Source organism: Arthrobacter sp. SPG23, from assembly GCF_000876655.1.
GTDB lineage: Bacteria > Actinomycetota > Actinomycetes > Actinomycetales > Micrococcaceae > Arthrobacter.
The window spans coordinates 167,479-186,257 of sequence record NZ_JYCN01000014.1 but is presented as its reverse complement, the minus strand read 5'-3'; the positions used below and the strand labels follow the sequence as shown (position 1 = coordinate 186,257).

Annotated in this window: 21 protein-coding genes; 6 read left to right on the top strand and 15 right to left on the bottom strand. The window is 66.4% G+C overall.

All coding sequences use genetic code 11. The features are described from left to right. Positions 1–45: 45 nt before the first annotated feature. Together pheT and pheS are read right to left on the bottom strand one after the other, a co-directional pair. Positions 46–2,589 (bottom strand): phenylalanine--tRNA ligase subunit beta, encoded by a 2,544-nt coding sequence (gene pheT / locus TV39_RS07630; RefSeq protein WP_043480204.1) that lies wholly within the window; start codon positions 2,587–2,589, stop codon positions 46–48. A gap of 2 nt (positions 2,590–2,591) precedes the next feature. Next, positions 2,592–3,653 carry a phenylalanine--tRNA ligase subunit alpha gene (pheS, locus tag TV39_RS07625; protein WP_043480202.1) on the bottom strand — a complete coding sequence of 354 codons (1,062 nt, stop codon included), beginning with the start codon at positions 3,651–3,653 and terminating at the stop codon, positions 2,592–2,594. Between the two features lie 284 nt (positions 3,654–3,937). Between pheS and TV39_RS07620 the strand changes: the two genes are divergently transcribed. Together TV39_RS07620 and TV39_RS07615 are read left to right on the top strand one after the other, a co-directional pair. Beyond that, positions 3,938–4,426 (top strand): eCIS core domain-containing protein, encoded by a 489-nt coding sequence (locus TV39_RS07620; protein ID WP_052500521.1) that lies wholly within the window; start codon positions 3,938–3,940, stop codon positions 4,424–4,426. A 1-nt stretch (position 4,427) separates the two neighbouring features. Then, a complete protein-coding gene (locus tag TV39_RS07615; RefSeq protein WP_082049557.1) occupies positions 4,428–5,063 on the top strand; it encodes an SIMPL domain-containing protein in 636 nt (211 codons plus the stop codon). A gap of 4 nt (positions 5,064–5,067) precedes the next feature. Here TV39_RS07615 and pcp read toward each other — a convergent pair whose 3' ends face one another. Beyond that, on the bottom strand, positions 5,068–5,742 hold the full coding sequence (gene pcp, locus TV39_RS07610) for a pyroglutamyl-peptidase I (RefSeq protein ID WP_043480200.1): 675 nt from the start codon (positions 5,740–5,742) through the stop codon (positions 5,068–5,070). A gap of 84 nt (positions 5,743–5,826) precedes the next feature. Here pcp and TV39_RS07605 point away from each other — a divergent pair, with 84 nt between their 5' ends. After that, positions 5,827–6,942 carry an Rv2578c family radical SAM protein gene (locus TV39_RS07605; protein WP_043480289.1) on the top strand — a complete coding sequence of 372 codons (1,116 nt, stop codon included), beginning with the start codon at positions 5,827–5,829 and terminating at the stop codon, positions 6,940–6,942. A 19-nt stretch (positions 6,943–6,961) separates the two neighbouring features. Here the strand turns inward: TV39_RS07605 and TV39_RS07600 are convergent, their stop codons facing one another. Then, a complete protein-coding gene (locus TV39_RS07600) occupies positions 6,962–7,402 on the bottom strand; it encodes a (deoxy)nucleoside triphosphate pyrophosphohydrolase (RefSeq protein ID WP_043480198.1) in 441 nt (146 codons plus the stop codon). A 176-nt stretch (positions 7,403–7,578) separates the two neighbouring features. Between TV39_RS07600 and TV39_RS07595 the strand changes: the two genes are divergently transcribed. After that, on the top strand, positions 7,579–8,790 hold the full coding sequence (locus tag TV39_RS07595; RefSeq protein ID WP_043480197.1) for an MFS transporter: 1,212 nt from the start codon (positions 7,579–7,581) through the stop codon (positions 8,788–8,790). A 63-nt stretch (positions 8,791–8,853) separates the two neighbouring features. Here the strand turns inward: TV39_RS07595 and TV39_RS07590 are convergent, their stop codons facing one another. Next, the gene (locus tag TV39_RS07590; protein WP_043480195.1) at positions 8,854–9,771 is read right to left on the bottom strand and encodes a cation diffusion facilitator family transporter; all 918 of its coding nucleotides are present in this window, start codon (positions 9,769–9,771) and stop codon (positions 8,854–8,856) included. A 242-nt stretch (positions 9,772–10,013) separates the two neighbouring features. Between TV39_RS07590 and TV39_RS07585 the strand changes: the two genes are divergently transcribed. Further along, a complete protein-coding gene (locus tag TV39_RS07585) occupies positions 10,014–10,280 on the top strand; it encodes a GlsB/YeaQ/YmgE family stress response membrane protein (RefSeq protein WP_043480193.1) in 267 nt (88 codons plus the stop codon). Positions 10,281–10,374: 94 nt separating this feature from the next. Here the strand turns inward: TV39_RS07585 and TV39_RS07580 are convergent, their stop codons facing one another. The 4 genes from TV39_RS07580 to infC all read right to left on the bottom strand — a co-directional run bounded on the left by TV39_RS07580 (position 10,375) and on the right by infC (position 13,383). After that, positions 10,375–11,271 (bottom strand): TrmH family RNA methyltransferase, encoded by an 897-nt coding sequence (locus TV39_RS07580; RefSeq protein WP_043480191.1) that lies wholly within the window; start codon positions 11,269–11,271, stop codon positions 10,375–10,377. A 53-nt stretch (positions 11,272–11,324) separates the two neighbouring features. Further along, positions 11,325–11,798: a 50S ribosomal protein L20 gene (rplT, locus tag TV39_RS07575; RefSeq protein ID WP_043480189.1), complete on the bottom strand. Its 474-nt coding sequence runs from the start codon at positions 11,796–11,798 to the stop codon at positions 11,325–11,327. 119 nt (positions 11,799–11,917) lie between these two features. After that, positions 11,918–12,112 carry a 50S ribosomal protein L35 gene (rpmI, locus tag TV39_RS07570; RefSeq protein ID WP_009358635.1) on the bottom strand — a complete coding sequence of 65 codons (195 nt, stop codon included), beginning with the start codon at positions 12,110–12,112 and terminating at the stop codon, positions 11,918–11,920. Positions 12,113–12,228: 116 nt separating this feature from the next. Next, positions 12,229–13,383, bottom strand: coding sequence for a translation initiation factor IF-3 (gene infC, locus TV39_RS07565; RefSeq protein ID WP_268747742.1), 1,155 nt, complete (start codon positions 13,381–13,383; stop codon positions 12,229–12,231). 287 nt (positions 13,384–13,670) lie between these two features. On the opposite strand from infC, the gene TV39_RS07560 reads away from it, so the two are divergent. Then, positions 13,671–14,069 (top strand): DUF1844 domain-containing protein, encoded by a 399-nt coding sequence (locus TV39_RS07560; protein WP_043480185.1) that lies wholly within the window; start codon positions 13,671–13,673, stop codon positions 14,067–14,069. Positions 14,070–14,148: 79 nt separating this feature from the next. Here the strand turns inward: TV39_RS07560 and TV39_RS07555 are convergent, their stop codons facing one another. From TV39_RS07555 to hisB, 6 genes are read right to left on the bottom strand one after another with little or no spacing between them, the layout of a single operon-like run. After that, a complete protein-coding gene (locus TV39_RS07555; protein WP_043480183.1) occupies positions 14,149–15,459 on the bottom strand; it encodes an MFS transporter in 1,311 nt (436 codons plus the stop codon). Positions 15,460–15,517: 58 nt separating this feature from the next. Continuing rightward, positions 15,518–16,417 (bottom strand): SseB family protein, encoded by a 900-nt coding sequence (locus tag TV39_RS07550; protein WP_043480180.1) that lies wholly within the window; start codon positions 16,415–16,417, stop codon positions 15,518–15,520. 13 nt (positions 16,418–16,430) lie between these two features. After that, positions 16,431–17,177 (bottom strand): bifunctional 1-(5-phosphoribosyl)-5-((5-phosphoribosylamino)methylideneamino)imidazole-4-carboxamide isomerase/phosphoribosylanthranilate isomerase PriA, encoded by a 747-nt coding sequence (gene priA, locus TV39_RS07545; protein WP_043480179.1) that lies wholly within the window; start codon positions 17,175–17,177, stop codon positions 16,431–16,433. Positions 17,178–17,231: 54 nt separating this feature from the next. After that, positions 17,232–17,390: a hypothetical protein gene (locus TV39_RS22355; RefSeq protein WP_200890974.1), complete on the bottom strand. Its 159-nt coding sequence runs from the start codon at positions 17,388–17,390 to the stop codon at positions 17,232–17,234. After that, complete coding sequence (gene hisH, locus TV39_RS07540; RefSeq protein WP_043480177.1) at positions 17,391–18,152, bottom strand: imidazole glycerol phosphate synthase subunit HisH; 762 nt, start codon at positions 18,150–18,152, stop codon at positions 17,391–17,393. It lies immediately after the preceding gene. Beyond that, on the bottom strand, positions 18,149–18,775 hold the full coding sequence (gene hisB / locus TV39_RS07535; protein WP_028271935.1) for an imidazoleglycerol-phosphate dehydratase HisB: 627 nt from the start codon (positions 18,773–18,775) through the stop codon (positions 18,149–18,151). Before hisB ends, hisH begins: the two co-directional genes overlap by 4 nt. Positions 18,776–18,779: the final 4 nt, after the last annotated feature.

Genomic DNA, 18,779 nt, shown 5'->3' with positions numbered 1-18,779 from the left:
CCGCCCTTCCACGTGCAGGCGCCGAAGGAACCGGCGCTGAACGGCTTAACGCTGAACGGCTCCGAACCGTTCGGCAGCCACAGCCACGGCGCTTTCGCGTGCGGCAGAGGCTTCATCGGCCGTCAGCGTCCGGTCGGCGGCACGGAAGCGGAGGCCGAAGGCCAGCGATTTCTTGCCGTCTTCGATGCCCTTTCCTGCGTACACGTCAAACAGCGCCACGTCCTCCAGCAGTTCGCCGGCTCCTTCGCGGAGGGCGGCCAGGACCTCGTCAGCAGGGATGTCCTTGGGAACCACCAGGGCAACGTCCTGGGTGGCCACCGGGAAGCCGGAAATGTGCTTGGCCACGATGACGTCCGCGGCGGCTTCGAAGAGGGCATCGGCGTTGAGCTCAAGCGCCACCGAGCGGGCCGGCATGTCGTGCGCGGCCAGCAGTTTGGGGTGCAGTTCACCGGCATAGCCGATGACTTCGCCCGAGCGCAGCGACAGCCGGGCGGCGCGTCCCGGGTGGTAGGCCTGGTGGTGGCCCTGGCTGACGACAATTTCGACACCCAAGATGTCGCCGGCAAGCCGGGCGATATCCAGCGCGTCGGCCCAGTCCCAGGCACGCGGAGTGTGCGACGCGGCAGCAGGCGAATCGTGGCCCGTCAGGACCGCGGCGACGTGCAGCGGCTGGTCCGGAACGCCGTCGTACAGGGCATCCAGCACCTTGTCAGCGGGCTTGACGCCGAGCGGCGGAATCGAGGCGGTACCCACCGTGTCCCCCGGCAGGAAGACCAGTCCCGCTTCGAAGACCGCCAGGTCGCGGAAGCCGCGCGAGTGGTTGCGCTTGGCCACCTCGATCAGCCCGGGCAGGATGGACGTCCGCAGGTAGCCCTGTTCCTCGCTGATCGGGTTTGCCAGCTTGACGGCCTTGCGCTCCGCCCCCTGCTCAGCCACGCCGAAGGTGTCGTTGGACGCCTTGGAAACAAACGGGTAGGCCAGGACCTCGGTGAGCCCCGCGTCGGCCAGAGCCTGGACCAGGCGGCGGCGCTGCTGCTGGACGCGGGTCAGCCCGCGGCCGGGAGGCGCTACGGGGAGCGTCGCCGGGATCTGGTCGTAGCCCACCAGCCGGGCGATTTCCTCGGAAAGGTCTTCCTTGGTTTCCAAGTCGTTCCGCCAGCTCGGGGCAGTGACCGTCCAGCCGGCGTCATTCTTCACCACGGCAGCGCCGAGGTCCTCAAGCGACGTGACGATCTGTTCCTCGGTGAAGTCGATGCCGATCCGGGCCGCGGCGAATGCCGCAGGCAACTCGATGCTTACGGCGTCAGGTGCCGTGCCGACGTCGGTCCCGGCCTCATCGGCCGTACCGCCGGCCAGCTCCACCAGGAGGTCAACCACCCGCTGCGCGGCGATGCCGGCAACCTGCCAGTCCACGCCGCGTTCGAAGCGCTTGGACGCTTCGGAGGGCAGCTTGTGCCGGCGCCGTGACCGGGCGATCGACACCTCGTCGAAGTGCGCTGCTTCAACCAGGACGTTCGACGTCGAATCGCTCACCTCGGTGGCGGCGCCGCCCATGACACCGGCAATGCCGATCGCGCCGGAGCCGTCGGTGATGAGGAGGTCCTCGACGTCGAGCTTCCGCTCCTTGTCGTCCAGGGTGGTGATCTTCTCCCCCGCCACGGCGCGCCGGACCACAATGTCGCCGGACAGCTTATCCAGGTCATAGCAGTGCGTGGGCTGGCCGAGTTCCAGCATCACGTAGTTCGAGATGTCCACCGGCAGCGAGATGGAGCGGATGCCGGCCAGCCGCAGGCGCGAGACCATCCACGGCGGCGTCGGCCTGGTGGCGTCGACGCCGCGGACGGTACGGGCCACGAAACGGTCGCATCCCGGCTTGCCGTAGATGGGAGCGTCGTCGTTGAGCTTGACGCCGTAGCCGCCAGCCAGTTCGGCCGGTGCCTGCACCTTCGACGCCGGGTCCGTGAAGGCTGTCCCGGTGGCGTGGGCGTATTCGCGGGCAACGCCGCGGATGGAGAACGCGTAGCCGCGGTCCGGGGTGACGTTGATTTCGGCGGCCTGGTCGTAGAGGCCCAGCAGCTCCATGGCGTCGGTGCCGATTTCGGGATCCAGCCCGATCCGGGAGAGCACCAGGATGCCGTCGTGGTCCTCGCCGATGCCCAGTTCACGGACCGAGGCGATCATGCCGGCGGACAGGTGGCCGTAGGTCTTCCGGGCGGAAATGTGGAAGTCGCCGGGCAGCACGGCACCGGGAAGGGTGACGACGACCTTGTCACCTTCCACGAAGTTGTGGGCGCCGCAGATGATGCCCTGGACGCCGGACGGGTCGATGCCCTCACCGGTGAGGGTCTGTTCCTGGCCCTCGGGGACCACGCGGACCTGGCACCAGTTGATGGTCTTGCCGTTGGTCTGCGGTTCCTTGACCAGGCTCAGTACCTGGCCCACCACCACGGGACCGCGGAGTGCGTCCGTGGGGCGGTGGACTGCTTCTTCTTCAAAACCGACCTTGACCAGTTCTGCCATGACGTCTTCGGCCGTTGCTCCGGCCGGTACCTGCGCGAATTCACGCAGCCAGGAAAGTGGGATACGCACTGTTAGATCTCCATCCCGAAGTGCTCGCTGAAACGTACATCGCCTTCGATCATGTCGCGCATGTCGCCCACCTCATTGCGGAACATAAGAGTGCGCTCGATGCCCATGCCGAAGGCAAAACCTGAATAGACGTCCGGATCAATGCCGGCGGCGCGGAGGACGTTGGGGTTGACCATGCCGCAGCCGCCCCACTCGATCCAGCGCGGACCGCCCTTGGCGCCCGGGTGCCAGATGTCCAGTTCCGCGGACGGCTCGGTGAACGGGAAGTAGTTGGGGCGCAGGCGGATCTGGGCTTCGTCGCCGAACATCTGCCGGGCGAAGTGCTCCAGCGTGCCGCGGAGGTCCGCCATGCTGAGCTTCTTGTCGATGGCCAGGCCCTCGAACTGGTGGAACACCGGGGTGTGCGTGGCATCGAGTTCGTCGGTGCGGAACACCTTGCCCGGGCAGAGCACGTAGATGGGCACGTCGCGTTCCAGCATGGAGCGGACCTGCACCGGGGAGGTGTGCGTGCGCATCAGCAGGTGGGCTTCGGGGGGCTCCACGAAGAAGGTGTCCTGCATTTCCCGGGCCGGGTGGTCCGGCTTGAAGTTCAGGGCGTCGAAATTGAACCACTCGGATTCAACCTCGGGTCCCTCGGCAATTTCCCAGCCCATGCCTACGAAGATGTCCGCCACACGGTCCTGCAGGGTGGAGAGCGGGTGGCGCGCACCGGCGCGGCGGCGTCGCGGAGCTGCCGTGACATCCACGGTCTCCTCGACGAGGATCCGTGCGTCGTTTTCAGCTTCGAGCTCGGCGGTACGGTCCGCGAGCGCCTTGTTGACGCGTCCGCGGGAGGCGCCCATGAGCTTTCCGGCAGCGGCCCTCTGGTCCTTCGCCAGTCCGCCGATTTCGCGGTTGGCGAGGCTCAGCGGCGACTTCTCGCCGGTGTGTGCCAGCCTCACGGCCTTGAGCTCGTCAAGGGTGGAGGCAGCGGCAATGGCGGCAACGGCGTGGTCTACGGCGGCAGTAATGGCGGCTTCATCCAGAGGGTTCGGGATGGCAGCGCCCGGCAAAGTTTCAGTCATCTACTGTTCTTAGCTACGAGTCGGGTCTCGCCAGCGAGCTGTCCAGCTGCATTCGGGTCCACCGGCAGCGTGTCCGTCACTGGCTTGTCTTTCCGCCCGGCCCTGTTCAGGGACCGCGTGAAGTGACAAAGGGCAGGGCTCGCCGGAATTCGTCCGGCGGGCACTCTCCCCCAAGTCTAGTTGACGGCACCCGGCTGAGCGCGCCACAGGGCCCAACGTGACAGTCTGCAGGCCCGAGCAGCAGGGCTGGGGCGGTCATGACCGGCTCCCGCTACCATGGCCTCATGACCGGCCCCATTACCCCAGGACAGCGGCTGCGGCAGAGCGCCAACCTGCTGAATGGAACGACGCTTCTAGGCCTGCTGCTGGCGAAGTGCGCCCGCACCTCCGTGTGCACCGGACCCCGCGGCCTGCTGATCGCCACGGACTACCGCTGGCGGCTCCCCTTCGCCCGGGCGTTCACCGTGGGGAACGTGGTGCTTTTCCGGGCCCACGCGCCTGAGGCACTCTCCAGCCCGGAGCTGCTGGGCCATGAGGAACGGCACAGCAGCCAGTATGCGTGGTGCCTGGGCCTGCCGTTCCTTCCGCTGTACTTCATCGCTGCCGGGTGGTCGCTGCTGCGGACGGGAAACCCGGGCTCCGCCAACGTTTTTGAACGTATGGCGGGGTTGGAGGCCGGCGGCTACGTTGATAGACGCCACCCCGGAACGGGTCGCCGCGGAACGGACAGTCGCCGCACGGGCAGCGCTGCAAACAATGGAATTGAGGCATGACATGACCGAAATCACCAGGACCGTCACGGTCACCGGGTCCGGCACTGCCGAAGCGGTACCGGACCTGCTGACAGTTTCCATCGGGGTGGAATGCCGCCGGGAGGACGTCGGTGCCGCCTATGCGGCAGCGGGGAGGGCCGCGGCGGCGATATCGGCGGTACTGCGGGAGCACGGTGTATCCGACCCGGACATCAGCACCTCGGGCTTGAACGTCCGCGCCGACGTAGTGTGGAAGGAGGGGCAGGGCCAGACTGTCGCGGGCTACATCGCATCAAGCATCCTGGCCGTCCGGCTGCGGGACGTTGCCGGTTCCTCCGAGGTTATCGCGGGGGCGGTGGCCGCCGGCGGCAACGACGTCCGGCTGAACGGGCTGGAGCTCGGATTCGCCGATCCGGCGGCCGTGACGTCGCAGGCGCGGGAGGCCGCCTGGCAGGATGCCCTGGCCACGGCCGGGCAGTTCGCCTCGCTGGCGGGCGCCGAGCTCGGCCCGGTGGTATCCGTCACCCAGCGGCCCGGACCGTCGGGGCCGATTCCGGTTGCGAAGATGCAGCGTGCCATGGCCACGGACTCCGTAGGGATCGAAGCCGGGCAGTCCGGCGTCTCCGCCACGGTGGACGTCGTCTGGGAGCTCCGGTGACGAGCTAGTGGACGCTGCCCGCGGGCAGCTTGATGTCCGCGGTGGTCGCCAGCGCGGTCCGGACGACGACGGCGAGCGCCTCCGCCATCATGGCGGCGGGCAGCGACGGAGTGCCGCTGCCCCGGGGCACCTGCTGCGTCTCATACGGGACATGGATGAATCCGCCGCGGGTTGCGGGCGAACCGTTGCTGGGGGAACCACCGCTTGCGCGGCCACTGTTGAGTGTGTGCATGAGTGCGTAGAAGACGTGGTTGCAGACGTAGGTGCCGGCACTTTGTGAAACCTCGGCCGGTATTCCCGCGGCACGCAGGGCCTCAAGGCCCGCCTTCACAGGCAGTGAACTGAAGTAGGCTGCCGGCCCGTCGGGAACCACTGCCTCGTCCACGGGACGGTTTCCCGCGTTGTCCGGGATACGGGCGTCGTCGCAGTTGATCGCGACCCGTTCCAGGGAGATCCGCGGCCGGCCGCCGGCCTGGCCGACGCAGACCACCAGGTCCGGGCGGTAACGCTGCAATGCATCCTCCAACACTGTGATGGATTGTCCGAACACGCACGGCAGTTGTACCGCGGCGACGGCATGGCCCTCAGCCTGCAGGATTCCAGAGGCTGCTTCCGCAGCGGTCCAGGACGGATTGATGGCTTCGCCGCCAAAGGGTTCGAACCCGGTGAGGAGGATCATTGCCCCAGCCTAGCAACCGCCCACGCACCGACAGTGGCTTCCGGGCCCTTGACATTCATTAGAACATACCTTCGAATGGTAGCCATGAGATGGGACGCACAAGCACTCCGGCCGGCGTTGACGGACACCACCGCCGGCAACGCACCGGCCCCGGCCGCCGACGCCTTGCTGCCCCTGGCCGGCCTGGTGCGTTCCGTATCAACCCCCGAATTTGCCGGCGTCACTTTCCATGAGGTCACAGCCAAATCAGTGCTCAACAAAGTGGCGGCCGGTTCGCGCATGCCGTTCGAATGGACCGTCAATCCCTATCGCGGCTGCAGCCACGCCTGCGTGTACTGTTTCGCCCGTAAAAGCCACACGTACCTGGACTTTGATGCCGGCCTGGATTTTGACAGCCAGGTGGTGGTCAAGATCAACGCCGCCGAGGTCCTGCGGAAGGAACTGGCCAAGCCTTCGTGGGGTCATCACCATGTAGCACTGGGAACCAACACGGATCCGTATCAGCGGGCCGAGGGCCGGTATCAACTGATGCCCGGCATCATCCGCGCCCTCGCCGACTCAGGGACGCCCCTGTCCATCCTCACCAAGGGAACGCTGCTGGCCCGGGATATTCCGCTGCTCAAGCACGCCGCCACGCAGGTACCCGTGGGGATCGGAATCTCGCTGGCCATGACCGACGAGCAATTGTCCGAGGCCGTCGAGCCGGGCACTCCGGGCCCCAGGGCGCGGCTCAAGCTCGTCTCGAGGCTTCGGGACGCCGGCCTGCCGTGCGGTGTGATGGCCATGCCCATCCTGCCGTGGCTGTCCGACAGCGACGACGCGCTGGACTCGTTGTTTGGCTCGCTGGCTGCAGCCGGCGCCACGGGCGTCACGGCCGGCGCCCTGTACCTGAAGCCGGGCACGCGTGAGTGGTTTATGCAATGGATCGCTGCCCGTCACCCCGAACTGGCGGGCCGCTACCGCCGGCTGTACGGCACGGGTTCCTACGCGTCCAAGGAGTACCGCGAGTGGCTCGCGGGACGGATCCGCTACTTCAAGTCCAGGCACGGCTTTTACGGTTCGCACGGGTTCAGCCACCGTGACCTGGCCGGCGACCCGAGGGAAGAGGACGCGCAGTACCCCGCCGGCAGCATCCCCGCAGCAAGAACAGGCCCGGGAACCAGCGCGGGTGCGGAGCCTGCTCAGCCCACGCTGTTCTGACCGTCCGTTACGATTCCGGCTAATGCCGCCCTGGACCTTCAACCGCTGCCAGCAGGGCCCGGACAATCGGGAAATCTGCGGGTATCCACGGCAGGGTGAGAGCTTCATCACTTCCGGCGAGTGCAATCCAGCGCAGCTCATCGTGATCTTCCAAAGGGCGGGGTTCGCCGTCTGCGATCTCGGCAAACCACACGCGCATCGAGGCCTTGGCATTGAGGGGCCAGCCGGCTGCGGTTTCGGCCGGCAGTTCAGCGCCGAGCCGCACCCCGATTCCCAGCTCCTCACGGAGTTCCCGGTGCAGCGCGTCCTCCGCCGACTCGCGGGGTTCCACCTTCCCGCCCGGGAATTCCCACATGCCGGCAAACTGGGGCGGCGCAGTCCTCCTGGCCACCAGGAGCCGGGCAGGGAAGCTCAGGGAATCCACCACAGCTCCGCCAACAACATTGATGAGTCCAGTCACCGCACCAGTCTATGGGGGACAATAGGGGTGGCTGGTTCCGCCGGCGCCCCGGAACGGCACTCCGGACAAGCGACCGCTGCGGAATACGGCCCCCTCCCCCTACGTTGAAGTAATCAGACTTTATGCTGCGCTCTGACCAAACCTCCGATGAACCAGAACTTTCGAGAAGCAGGCCCATGACCTCCACGCCCACCCTCAGCACTGCCAAGCCGAAGGCCGGAACCAGCCACCTCGCCTTGGCCATCGTGTCCCTCGCGATGGGCGGATTCGGTATCGGTGTCACCGAATTCACCATGATGGGACTGCTCAAGGAGGTGGAACAGGGGCTGAACATCGGCACCCCGGAAGCCGGCCACCTCATCTCGGCCTACGCGCTCGGCGTTGTCATCGGCGCACCACTCCTGGCAGCCGTAGGCGCCAAGCTCCCCCGCAAGCACCTCGCCCTGGGCCTCATGCTGTTTTTCAGCCTGGCCAACCTCACGTCCTTCATTGCTCCGGATTACGGCACCATGCTGGTGTCCCGGTTCGCGGCAGGTTTGCCTCACGGAGCCTTCTTCGGCGTTGCAGCCGTAATTGCCGCTTCGCTGGTCGCTCCGACCAAGCGGGGCTGGGCGATTTCCATGGTGATGGCCGGACTGACCATCTCGAACGTGATCGGGGTTCCGTTCGCCACGTGGCTGGGCCAGGCGTTCGGGTGGCGCCTGCTCTTCGTGCTCGTCGGCGTGATCGGGCTGGTGACGCTCGCCATGCTCTGGAAGTTCGTCCCGTTCCAGGAAGCGCATCCGGACGCCAGCATCCGCCGCGAACTTGGCGCCCTGAAACGGCTGCAGGTCTGGCTAGCCATCCTGATCGGAATAGTCGGCTTCGGCGGATTCTTTGCCACCTACACGTACATTGCGCACACCATGACTTCCGTGGCGGGCATTCCCCCGGCGTTCCTCCCCTTGGTGGTGGCCCTCTACGGGCTGGGCATGGTGGCCGGAAACATCGTGGGCGGCCGCATTGCGGACAAATCGGTCATGGGCACCATCTACTGGGTCCTGCCGGGCATCGCCGTCGCGCTGGTCGTCTACGCGGTGGCCGTCCACTGGCCGTGGTCCGCTTTCGTCATGGTGTTTGTGGTGGGCGGTGCCGGCTCGTTGCTGGTGCCCGCCCTGCAGACGCGCCTGCTGGACGCCTCCCCCGATGCCCCGTCCCTGGCGTCCTCGCTCAACCACGCGGCCCTGAATGTGGCGAACGCCCTCGGCGCCTTCCTCGGCGGCCTGGTGATCGCCTGGGGCTGGGGGTACGTCGCGCCAGCCCTTGTCGGTGCAGTGCTGGCAATCCTGGGCCTCGCGGTGGCGGTCATCAGCGGCCTGCTGGAACGCAAAAGGCCGCTGGTTTCCTAGCCTGCCTCTACAGGCGGGGAAACCAGCGGCCTTCCGCAGGTGGAGTAGGTCCCGCCGTCCGGGTCAGACGTGCGCGCGCTCCACGTCCGGTTCCAAGTAGATGACCCGCGCAATGGGCACCGCCTCGCGGATGCGGCTTTCGGCGTCGTCAATTGCCTTGGCAATCTCTGCACCGGTGGCAGCGGAGCCGACGCTGATCTTGGCAGCTACCAGCAGTTCCTCGGGTCCGAGGTGGAGGGTCTTCAGGTGGATGATTTTGGTCCCGTCGGCCTCAAGCGCGCCGCTGATCCTGACGACATCCGCCTTGGTAGCGGACTCGCCGAGCAGCAGCGACTTGGTCTCCATCGCAAGAACGATGGCGATGGCCACCAGCAGGAAGCCGATCATCGCGGTTCCCAGGGCGTCCCAGATGCCGTTTCCGGTAATGAGCGTCAGGCTCACGCCGAACAGCGCAAACACCAGGCCCACCAACGCGCCCAGGTCCTCCAGCAGGATGACCGGGAGCTCAGGCTGCTTGGCGTTACGGACAAAGCGCACCCAGCTCTGCTTGCCACGCGAGTGGTTTGACTCGACGATTGCTGTCCGGAACGAGAAGGATTCGGCGATGATAGCCCCGATCAGCACGGCCAGCGGAACCCACCAGAAGTCGCCTTCGATGGCGTGGGGGTGCTGAATCTTTCCCCATGCCTCGTACAGCGCAAAGAGGCCGCCCACGCTGAAGAGCACGATCGAGACGATGAACGCGTAGATGTAGCGCTCACGTCCGTAGCCAAAGGGGTGTTCGGGGCTCGCGGCACGCTTGGCGCGCTTTCCGCCCACCAGCAGGAGGATCTGGTTGCCCGAATCGGCAAGGGAGTGGATTGCCTCGGCCAGCATTGACGACGACAGCGTCAGGATGAAAGCGACGAACTTCAGTACAGCGATGGTCAGGTTTGCAGCCAGAGCCGCGACGATCGCCTTGGTACCGCCATTTGCAGCCAAGTGAGCTTCTCCTCTTCAGGGATTGCCGGAAATTTGCAGGTGCGATCACCGCGCAATGCTGATGCCCGCAAGGAATACCGTACCCGCCTGCCGCTGCCCGACGCGCAAGGGGCCAATGCGGGGCACTGCGGGCGACACCAAAAACATTGAAACTAAGCCTGCTGACAAGCAATCACACCTGTGTTAGCTTGAATCCATAATCGGGACCCGTAGAGAGTTCCGACGAATATGTAGGAGGAGACATGGGCTTTCTTGGCTGGATCATTCTCGGACTCATTGTAGGAGCAATCGTCAAGGCAATCATGCCTGGCAAGGTCGGCGGCGGCTGGGTCACCAGCCTCGTTCTTGGTGTTGTCGGCGCCATCGTCGGCGGCTGGATCGGCGACCTGTTGTTCGGCGGCGGCAAAATGGAATTCTGGAACCTCGGTTCCTGGCTTCTCGCCATCGTCGGCGGCCTGGTTGTCGCCGGAATCTACGGCTTCATCACCGGCAGGAGCAAGACCACATAACGACACTCACCACCGCTTAAGGCACCCAAGGTGCCGGATGGTGGAAATTACGACGGCGGGGGCCCACCGGAAGGTGGGCCCCCGCCTTTTGCGTTCAGGCCCGCTTCTGCGAACGCGCACTTGCGTAGAGGCACACCGTGGCCGCTGTGCCCACGTTCAGGCTTTCCGCGGAGCCGTAGACAGGAACGGCCACCCGGTGGTCGGCAAGCGACAGTTCGGCGTCCGACAAACCCTGGGCCTCGTTGCCGAACAACCACGCGGTGGGCTGCCCAAGATCATAGGCCGAGCCAGCGCCGGAAGCGCCCAGCCTCCGGGCGGCGTTTTCGTCCTGGAGCTGGTCAAGGTCCAGCTGGCCGTATCCGTCTGCGGCCAGGATGCCGATACCGTGTTCGCGGCAGGCGCTGGCCAGCTCTTCCAGGTCGGCGCCGAGGACCACGGGGAGGTGGAACAATGAGCCGGCGGTGGAGCGGACGGCCTTGGGGTTGTAGATATCCACGCTGGAGGCGGTCAGTACGACGGCGTCGGCCCCGGCAGCGTCGGCCGCCCGCAGGACGGTTCCCGCGTTGCCGGGATCCCGTACCTGGCACAGGACGGCGATCAGACCGGGCCCGGCGTCGAGCACTGCGTCAAGGGCCACGTCCACGAAGGCGCAAACGGCGATGATGCCTTGGGGATTGACGGTGTCCGCCATGGCGGCGAGCACCTCGTCCGTGGCGAGCCGGGCGTTGACACCGTCGGCCAGCTCCTCGAATTCGGGGTACCGGTCCAGGCAGGCTTCGCTGGCGAATACTTCGTGGACCACCCCGGGCTCCCCCGCCGCAATTCTTTTCTGATGCAGCACCAGGGCCTCCCGGACAGCCTGCGGCCCCTCAGCCAGGAACTGCCCGCGCTTTAAACGGGCCGGGCGCCCGGCAAGCTTTGCCACATCCCTCACCCGATCAGCTCGGGGGTTGGAGAGTGGAAAATCTTGCGGGCGCCCGGTTTCGTTCATATAAGAACTTTAGTGGCTGTTGCCACCAGTCCTTGAACTACCCAGAACGGGTGCTACTTGGCGGCCTCTTCGGCGGCAGGCTTCTTCGCAGCGGCCTTCTTGGCGGCAGGCTTCTTGGCAGCCTTGGCCTTCGGGGCGGCTTCAGCCGAGACGGCCGGCGCGGAAGTGTCAGCAGGCAGCGAGTCCTTGGCAACCTGCACCAGGGCGGCGAAAGCGTTGGCGTCGGAAACAGCCAGCTCGGCCAGCATACGGCGGTCAACCTCGACCTCAGCGGCCTTCAGGCCCTGGATCAGACGGTTGTAGGTCAGGCCGTTGGCGCGGGATGCAGCGTTGATGCGCTGGATCCACAGGCGGCGGAAGTCGCCCTTCTTCTTCTTGCGGTCACCGTAGCTGTACACAAACGAGTGCAGCAGCTGCTCTTTGGCCTTGCGGTACAGGCGTGAACGCTGTCCACGGTAGCCCTTTGCGCGTTCAAGGATAACCCGGCGCTTCTTGTGGGCGTTGACCGCCCTCTTCACACGTGCCACGTGCGTACTCCTTCAGAATTCTGATCCCAAGCGACTACTGCCGGAACAACCGGCTGGCCTGAGAAGCCTTTTTGGTAGTTGACCGCTGCCAGGTGGCGAGCTGTCAGAGAACTTGGAACTTAGATGCCGAGCATCTTCCGGATGACCTTGGCGTCGCCCTTGAAGACGATCTTGTCGCCGGCGAGGCGACGGGTCAGCCTGGAGGACTTGTGCTCGAGGTAGTGGCGGCGGTTTGCCTGCTGGCGGCGCAGCTTGCCGCTGCCGGTCAGCTTGAAGCGCTTCTTAGCACCACTGTGGGTCTTCATCTTCGGCATGGGAACCGATCTCCTTACGTATCCGCAGACATGTCTGCAGTCTTTCGTGCAGCCACCCCTGCGGGCGGCGTGCTGGTTGCTTGCTGCGCGCGGGCGATGCTGCGCGCAGCTTTGAACTAGTTGGTCTTCTTGGTGCCCGGCTTGGGAGCGGCCGGCCGTGCTGCAGGCTTGGGCGCAGCGGGCCGTGCTACCGGCTTGGGCGGCGAGGGCACTCCGGCCGGCTTCGGCGCCACGGGGGCGGCCGCTGCAGGCCTGGGCGCCTCAGGTGCCTTGGCCGCTGCAGGCTTGCTGACCGCAGGACGCGGCGCTGCCTTGGGGGCCTCGCGTTTCGGCGCTGCCTGCTTCGGAGCTTCCTGCTTCGGAGCTTCCTTGACCGGTGCCGCCTTGGGAGCTTCCTCGGCAGGGGCCTCCTGCTTCGGGGCTTCCTGCTTGGGAGCTTCCGTGGCCGGGGCCTCGGCTTCCGGTGCCGCAACCGCTTCGGCAGGTGCCTCGGCGCTGGCCGAGACCGGAGCGGCCTCAGTGCTGGCCTCGGGCGCTGCTTCTTCGGTGTTTACCGCGAAACCCTCAGGAAGCAGGTCCGCAAGGGACTGCGTCATAGCGGGCTGGTCGCGGCTGACGTCAACACGGCCGCTGGCCTTGGCTTCGTTCTGCGCCTTGGCTTCAGCGCGCTGCGTCGCACGGCGAGCTTCGGCCTTGGCCTCAGCCTTGTTCTTCAGCGGACCCACAACCATGACCATGTTGCGGCCGTCGATACGGGGGCTGGACTCGACAACGCCCACTTCGGCGACGTCGTCGGCGAAGCGCTGGAGCAGGCGGATGCCCATTTCCGGACGCTGCTGTTCGCGGCCGCGGAACTGGATCATGGCCTTGACCTTGTCCCCGGCGCCGAGGAAGCGGAGGGCGTGGCCGCGCTTGGTCTCGTAGTCGTGGGTGTCGATCTTCAGCCGGAAACGGATTTCCTTGAGAACCGTGTTGGTCTGGTTCTTCCGGGCCTCGCGTGCCTTGACAGCGGCTTCGTACTTGTACTTGCCGAAGTCCATCAGCTTGCACACCGGAGGCTTGGCCTGCGGTGCAACTTCAACGAGATCAAGGTCGGACTCGGCAGCCAAACGCAGGGCGTCCTCAATACGGACGATTCCTACCTGTTCACCTGCAGGGCCGACCAGCCGCACCTCGGGGACGCGGATACGCTCATTGATTCTTGGCTCGCTAATGTTAGAACTCCTGTGGTTGAGATGAGTATTCCACCGGCAAATAGAGAAGGCCCCCAATTGCCGGAGCAATCGAAGGCCTCGAAGATCGGATGTACGCCGCCTCCGGAGAGGCTGTACGCGTTCCTGGCAACTGACGCTGCCGTGGACCGCCCGACCAAGTACCCGGCAACCTTGGCTTCCGCGGAAATGACTTCCGGGAAAACGGCTGACGCGGGTGGGAGAGAACTCCGCTTGCAAACTGAAGTCGATTCTACAGACTGAAGCCCGGATACTGCACATTCGCAGTAGCTGGTTCCACATAGAAAAATAACGACATTCAGTCGGTCTGTGACAAGCTTACCAGTATGAGCACTTCAGACAGTAATTCACACGTTTTCGAGCCCGCCGCCGGTCAGCGGGACGGCCAGGAGCAGGTGTCGCAGCAGATCCGCGACATCTCCGAGGTCCCTGCCATCGAGGTCATCACCACCGCCGCTGTGCACCTCATGAGCGCGTCGGCCGTCAAGCTCGGCCTTGCCGCCGAGGAAAATGCCGAGGAGCTCAAGGACCTGGATGAGGCCCGTAAGCTGATCACCGCCCTGGCCGGACTCGTGACCGCCGCAGCGCCGGAGATTGGTTCCCAGCACGCCGGCCCGTTGCGCGACGGGCTGCGTTCCCTGCAGTTGGCGTTCCGCGAGGAGTCGATCATTCCGGACGCCCCCGGCAAGGGTCCGGGGGAAAAGTACACCGGGCCGGTTAACTAGGCACTTCAACGGGTCGCACGACGGCGGCGGGCGGACCAATCCGGTCCGCCCGCCGCCGTCGTCGTGTCTGTCCGGGAATTTAGCCGGCCTCGGCAACCACGCCGCGCCGGCGCCTCCGGTGCTGCAGCGCCAGGCCGAACAGGCAGAGCACAACCCCGGCAGCGCCCACCGAAACAAATCCGGCGGACGGCCCGATTCCGTCGATGAACACCCCCGCCAGGGGAGCGCCGAGGGCCACGCCGGCGGTGAGCGCGGACCCGTACCAGCCCATGGCCTCGCCGCGGCGGGCCTCCTCCACAAGGTCCGCCACCTTTTCCGACGCAGCGGACAGGACCGGAGCACACAGCAACCCGGGCAGCAACGACAGCAGGCACAGCGTCAGCGTGTCCCGGGCGAACCCCATCGGGATGGTGAGGGCGGCCATGCCGAGCAGGAGGAGAATCGGCGAAACCGGCCGGTGCATCGCGCCGTAGAGGAGGCCGCCGACCACGGAAGCCGCGCACCAGAAGAGAAAGACCAGCCCGATCTCCGCCTGATGCCCCCCGGTCTCCAATGCGGCAACGATCCCCACGTCCGTGCCGCTGAGCACCATGCCTGCCCCGGCGGCCACGGCGAAGACCGCCGCCACGGCTGCGGTAAACCAGGCGAAGTTGTGTGCCACCGTGTGCCGCAAGCCTGAGCGACGGAGCTCACCGGCCGCTACGGGAGCGAGTTCCGCCGCTGCTTCCTGCAGGTGCGCCGGAGACGCCGCGACGACCGCAACTTCCGCGCCTTCCTGCTGGTCCGTTTCGTATTCTTCATCCGGCGCCGCACTGCGGGTGGGCGGGTTGAACCGCATCAGGAAGAGTCCGGCCACGGACGTGCAGACGCCCACCACGGTCAGCCCGACAACCGAGTACCCGGCGGTGGCCACAATGGCGCCGGCGGCCGGGCCGAGCATAAAGACCAGTTCCGTGGAGATCGCATCCAGCGCGAATGCCGTCCGCCGCTGCTCGCCGCTTGCCAGCACGCCCAGGGACTGTCGCACCACGCTGAAGATGGGCAGCGTGAGGAGTCCCCCGACGAACACGAGCGCCAGCAGCCACTGGTAGGAAACATGCGGCACCACGGACCAGATGACAGTCTCCGAGACCACGGAAGGAATCAATGCCTTGCGAAGGCCTACGGTGTCCACCCGCCGCCCCCGCCACGGTGCACCGAGGGCGATGCCAATGGTCATCACCGCTGCCGCGGCCCCGGCGGCGGCATAACCCTCGCCCAGGGTCAGGACGATGTGCAGCGTCAGCAGCACTCCGGCCGCGGAGTGCGGAATGCGGGCTATCATTCCGACAGTCAGCAGACGCCTGATGGGCCTGACTGCCAAGAGCTCCTTGTAAAGAGCGAAATTCACGGGCTACGTCCTTCATCCTGTCGGAGGGAGGACCGGGGTGTGCCCCGCCTGCCGCCGGCTACTCTGCTACGCGCTGCAACTTTACCTCGATCGAGTCAACCCGCTCGGCGAAGACTGCATTCCGGGACCACTCGGCGTTAAGTCCTGCCACTAGCGCCTGGACGCCGGCCGCATCCAGGCCGTCTGCCAGGTACAACACCACCCGGAGCTCCGGGCCCGGACCGCCGCCCGGCACAATAGCGCCGCCGGCTGTTGCCGAGGCGACACCGCCTCCCGGCGCGAGTTCGACACGCCGCACGGGCGGGTAGCCGGCTGTTGCCTCCGCCATGGCGCGGGCAAGCTCGGGATCTGCGTAGGACGGCAGCCATTCCTGCTGCTGGGCGAGGGCCCAGACGGCCGGCCGGCGGACGACGAACGTGTACTCGGAGCCGGGGTCCAGGACCAGGAGTTCGGCACCTTCGGACACCGCGGACAGTGCCGCCCGGGCGGCATACACCGCCACCGGCCGGGCCTGCGGGTGCCACGCTTCCAGCGCCGCGGCCGACGTGAAGACGGGCATCGCCGTCCGCCCGTCCGGCGCCTTCAGCGTTACGAGCGCCATATCCGCTTGCTTATCCCCGTGGAGCTTGTCCCCGTGCTGCTGACCTTCCGGACCGGCCGGGTGTTCGCTCTCTTCGGCCAGCTGGGCAACGATCGGAACGAAAACCCGGGCGTTGGCCAGGGACGCCACCACGGCAGCTTCGTCGCCCGCGGCCGAGCGGAGAGCCGTGACGGCGGCGAGGAAACCGGCGTCGGCCGTGCCGTCGTCGTCCTCGAAGTTATGGATCTTCGCATCCTCGCCGGCGAGGCTGCGGCCCGCCCAGGGCTGCCCGGCGGAATCCGTGGCGCCGCCGGAGCCGGCCAGGGCGGCCGCGATGTGGCCGGGCAGTTCCCGGGAAGCTGGAGGTCGCTGTTCCATGATGGCTGCCTGCCTAGCGGCGGCCGGCTACATCCAGCGCTTCCGGCAGCGTGAACGCACCGGCGTAGAGCGCCTTGCCAACGATGGCGCCTTCAACGCCCAGGGGAACAAGGGAGCGCAGGACCTTGAGGTCTTCCAGGCTGGAGATGCCGCCCGAGGCCACCACCGGCTTACCCGTCTTTTCCACCATCTGGCGGAGCAGCTCAACGTTGGGGCCCTGCAGGGTGCCGTCCTTGGTGACGTCGGTGACCACATAGCGGGCGCAGCCGGCCTCTTCAAGGCGTGCCAGCACGTCCCAGAGGTCGCCGCCTTCCTTGGTCCAGCCACGGCCTGCCAGCGTGGTTCCGCGAACGTCGAGGCCGACGGCGATCTTGTCGCCAAAGCGGTCGATGGCGCGCGCCGTCCACTCCGGGTTTTCGAGGGCAGCGGTGCCAAGGTTCACGCGGGCAACGCCCAGGTCCAGGGCCTTTTCGAGCGACTCATCATCGCGCAGGCCGCCGGAAAGTTCCACCTTGATGTCCAGCCGGCCCACCACTTCGCGGAGCAGTTCCGCGTTCGAGCCGCGGCCGAAGGCGGCATCCAAGTCCACAAGGTGGACCCACTCGGCGCCCTGTTCCTGCCAGTTGAGCGCAGCTTCCAGCGGCGTGCCGTAGCTCGTCTCGCTGCCGGCTTCGCCCTGGACCAGGCGGACCGCCTGGCCGTTCACGACGTCGACGGCGGGCAGCAGTTCCAGTACGGGCAGCGGCGTTTCGGTGGTCATCTTCAGGTCCTCAGGTTGTAGTGAAGCTGCGTTGATCGGGAGGTTCGGGCCCGGCTAGCTGGCCGGCAGGGTAAGCAGGTAGGCGGCCAGCAGCGCCATTCCGGCCAGAATGTAGAAAACGATCTGGGTCCAGAGGGGCTTGTGCTGCTGCCTGAAGGACAACGCCCCGCCGACGAGCAGGCCGGCGAGGCCCATCAGGACGATCGACCACATCTAGGCGGCCGGTCCGGTACCGGCAGGGGCGGCTGCGGGGGCGGCACCCTGGCCGCGCCGCAGGCTGTTGACCCAGTTGCGGAGCAGCCGGGCGCCGGCGTCGCCGGACTTTTCCGGGTGGAACTGGGTGGCGCACAGCGGCCCGTTCTCCACGGCGGCGACGAACGGTGCGCCGTGCTCGGACCACGTGACGAGCGGGGCCGCCATGCGGGGCTGGATGACGTCAAAGTCCCAGTGCTGCACACCGTAGGAGTGGACAAAGTAGAAGCGTTCGTTTTCGACGCCCTCGAAGAGCCTGGATCCTTCCGGAACCTTCACGGTGTTCCAGCCCATGTGGGGCACCACTTCGGCAGGCAGCAGTTCAACTTTGCCGGGCCATTCCCCCATGCCCTCCGCTTCGGTGCCGTGCTCCACTCCGGCTTCGAAAAGCACTTGGAGGCCTACGCAGATGCCCAGGACGGGACGGCCGCCTGCGACGCGCCGGCCGATCATCCGGATGGCGTCCACTGCCTTGAGTTCGCGCATGACGGTTTCGAAGGCGCCGACCCCCGGCACCAGCAGTCCGTCGGCATTCAGTACGTCTTCCGGCTTGGCGCTGAGGATCACCTCGGCGCCTGCACGCTCCAGAGCCCGCACGGCTGAGCGGACGTTCCCGGAGCCGTAGTCCAGGACGGTGACAGTGGGCTTGCCCTCGGGAGACGCCGGCTTCGCATTCGCGGCAGGATCAAAAATAGCTCCGTCGCGAAGGACCGGGCCGGTCACAGTGCACCCTTGGTGGAGGGGATGCCCTCCACGCGGGGATCAGGTTCCACGGCTGCGCGCAACGCCCGCGCAAAAGCCTTGAACTGGGCCTCCACGATGTGGTGCGGATCCCGGCCCGCGATGACGTTCATGTGCAGGCAGATGCCGGCGTGCAGGGTGATGGCTTCGAACACGTGACGGGTCAGCGAACCCGTGAAGTGCCCGCCGATCAGGTGGTATTCCTGGCCCGCAGGCTCCCCGCCGTGCACCAGGTAGGGGCGTCCGGAGACGTCAACCACGGCGTGGGCCAGGGCTTCGTCCAGGGGCACCGTGGCTTCGCCGAAGCGGCGGATGCCGGCCTTGTTGCCCAGGGCTGTGCGAAGTACCTCGCCAAAGGTGATGGCTACGTCCTCCACGGTGTGGTGGACGTCGATGTGGATGTCGCCGGTAGCTTTGACCGTCATGTCGATGAGCGAGTGCTTGCACAACGCCGTCAGCATGTGGTCGTAGAACGGAACCGAGGTGCTGATGTCCGAGATGCCCGTGCCGTCAAGATTGATTTCGACGAGCACGGACGATTCGCTCGTGGAACGCTCCATGCGTGCGGTCCGGGCCTCGGCAGCAATGGATCCGGTGGTGCTCATGTGT

Coding starts and splice junctions, on each gene's coding strand:
- pheS (WP_043480202.1), bottom strand. CDS start 3,653: ATGACTGAAACTTTGCCGGGCGCTGCCATCCCGAACCCTCTGGATGAA.
- TV39_RS07620 (WP_052500521.1), top strand. CDS start 3,938: ATGACCGGCCCCATTACCCCAGGACAGCGGCTGCGGCAGAGCGCCAAC.
- TV39_RS07615 (WP_082049557.1), top strand. CDS start 4,428: ATGACCGAAATCACCAGGACCGTCACGGTCACCGGGTCCGGCACTGCC.
- pcp (WP_043480200.1), bottom strand. CDS start 5,742: ATGATCCTCCTCACCGGGTTCGAACCCTTTGGCGGCGAAGCCATCAAT.
- TV39_RS07605 (WP_043480289.1), top strand. CDS start 5,827: ATGAGATGGGACGCACAAGCACTCCGGCCGGCGTTGACGGACACCACC.
- TV39_RS07595 (WP_043480197.1), top strand. CDS start 7,579: ATGACCTCCACGCCCACCCTCAGCACTGCCAAGCCGAAGGCCGGAACC.
- TV39_RS07585 (WP_043480193.1), top strand. CDS start 10,014: ATGGGCTTTCTTGGCTGGATCATTCTCGGACTCATTGTAGGAGCAATC.
- TV39_RS07580 (WP_043480191.1), bottom strand. CDS start 11,271: ATGAACGAAACCGGGCGCCCGCAAGATTTTCCACTCTCCAACCCCCGA.
- rpmI (WP_009358635.1), bottom strand. CDS start 12,112: ATGCCGAAGATGAAGACCCACAGTGGTGCTAAGAAGCGCTTCAAGCTG.
- TV39_RS07560 (WP_043480185.1), top strand. CDS start 13,671: ATGAGCACTTCAGACAGTAATTCACACGTTTTCGAGCCCGCCGCCGGT.
- TV39_RS07550 (WP_043480180.1), bottom strand. CDS start 16,417: ATGGAACAGCGACCTCCAGCTTCCCGGGAACTGCCCGGCCACATCGCG.
- priA (WP_043480179.1), bottom strand. CDS start 17,177: ATGACCACCGAAACGCCGCTGCCCGTACTGGAACTGCTGCCCGCCGTC.
- TV39_RS22355 (WP_200890974.1), bottom strand. CDS start 17,390: ATGTGGTCGATCGTCCTGATGGGCCTCGCCGGCCTGCTCGTCGGCGGG.
- hisB (WP_028271935.1), bottom strand. CDS start 18,775: ATGAGCACCACCGGATCCATTGCTGCCGAGGCCCGGACCGCACGCATG.